The sequence below is a fragment of the Desulfosporosinus sp. Tol-M2 genome (assembly GCF_059735615.1).
Genome location: NZ_JCAIJG010000189.1, coordinates 1 through 1,505, shown reverse-complemented (window position 1 = coordinate 1,505; position 1,505 = coordinate 1). Strand labels below are relative to the sequence as shown.

Genomic DNA, 1,505 nt, shown 5'->3' with positions numbered 1-1,505 from the left:
CGTTACTCTCGTTCTTGCCGGAGGCGCAAACTTCAGAATCTAATATGTGAAAGTTGGTTGGCCAAAACATATACGAGGTGGGAAATGAAAGATCTTCCGAAGTCCTTTAAGAGACTGTTTATTGTGATCACCCTATTAGCTCTGGTAATTTGGATTAGGGCTATCTGCCAAATGAATTGGGCGATGATCGATGTCTTTCATTTATTAATATTTGGACTTCTTGCGGCGGTCAGCGAATCCCTACCGGTTTCCTTACCCAGGGGCGGTTATGTGACCGTGGGTTTCGCTGTGTTTATTTGCGCGGCCATTTTATTTCCTTTTGGGGTTTCCGTATCGGTGGCTGCAATAGGAGGACTGTTTGTTTTTGGGAAAGAAGTGCAGGGGGAGCCATTTTACAAAAGGGTGTTTAACGCGTCACAGTTTGTAGTAGCTATTTGCGCAGCAAGCGTTGTGCTGAAGTTAACAGCAACGGGGTTTAGTGCCGCCCCTCTGACAATAATTATTTATCTTGCGGCGGCGTTTACTTACATGTTAACAAATATAACCCTGGTGGCAATTGCCTTGGGGGTATTACAGAACAAATCTCCCTGGTTTATTTGGTTCGGAAATATGAAATGGGCTGTGCCCAACTTTATGGCGCTGGTACCTCTTGGTTTGCTCATGGCTTTGATTTATGATAATTACAGCTCAGGGGGACTGCTCCTGCTCTTCATTCCCCTATTGATTTCGCGCCATTCCTTCCAGCTTTATGTAGACATGAGAGAAAATTATCTGAATACGGTTGAAGCCTTGGTTCAGGCGCTGGAGGCTAAAGACACGTACACTAGCGGACATTCCGAAAGAGTCGGAAAATTTGCAGTCGCTGTAGCGGAAGAAATCAAAATGAGTGATGAAAAGATAGTGTTCCTCAAATACGCAGCCGTGTTGCATGACATAGGAAAGATTGGGGTAAGCGAAGCAATTCTGAATAAAGAGGGGAAACTGCTGGAACTGGAGTGGGATTCCATTCGTGCTCATCCGGTCATCGGGCAGACAATTATCAAAAAAATTAAATTTTTATTTGATATTGGGCTCGTAGTACGTCATCACCACGAAAGATATGATGGAAAGGGCTATCCGGATGGAATCAAAGGGGAAGAAATTCCGCTGGAAGCTCGGATCATTGCCGTTGCCGATACTTATGATGCGATCACTTCCGATCGGATTTATCGTAAAGGCCGGACACATGACGAGGCCATTGCTGAACTTAAAAGAGTCGCCGGAACCCAATTGGATCCGGAGATAGTAGAAATATTCTGTAAAGTGGTCAAGAGTGAATCGACTGTTCGAACGGTCAGAACTGACCAATTACAAACTGCTTAGTCATTTAGGGAGGTTTAAGAGGTAAAGTATGCTCATCGAGACCGTGATTCTAGCTGTGTTTATAAGCCTTATCAGCGGAGGAAAAATGAGTCGTCTGGGCCAGCTCAACTTCCGAAAATTTAGGCTGGTTCCCTTGGCCCTTT

General features: G+C 44.9%; 1 protein-coding gene. It reads left to right on the top strand.

Annotated elements, in window-relative coordinates:
* Positions 1 to 84: 84 nt before the first annotated feature.
* On the top strand, positions 85 to 1,362 hold the full coding sequence (locus tag AC6I5A_RS13820) for an HD domain-containing phosphohydrolase (protein WP_052168116.1): 1,278 nt from the start codon (positions 85 to 87) through the stop codon (positions 1,360 to 1,362).
* Positions 1,363 to 1,505: the final 143 nt, after the last annotated feature.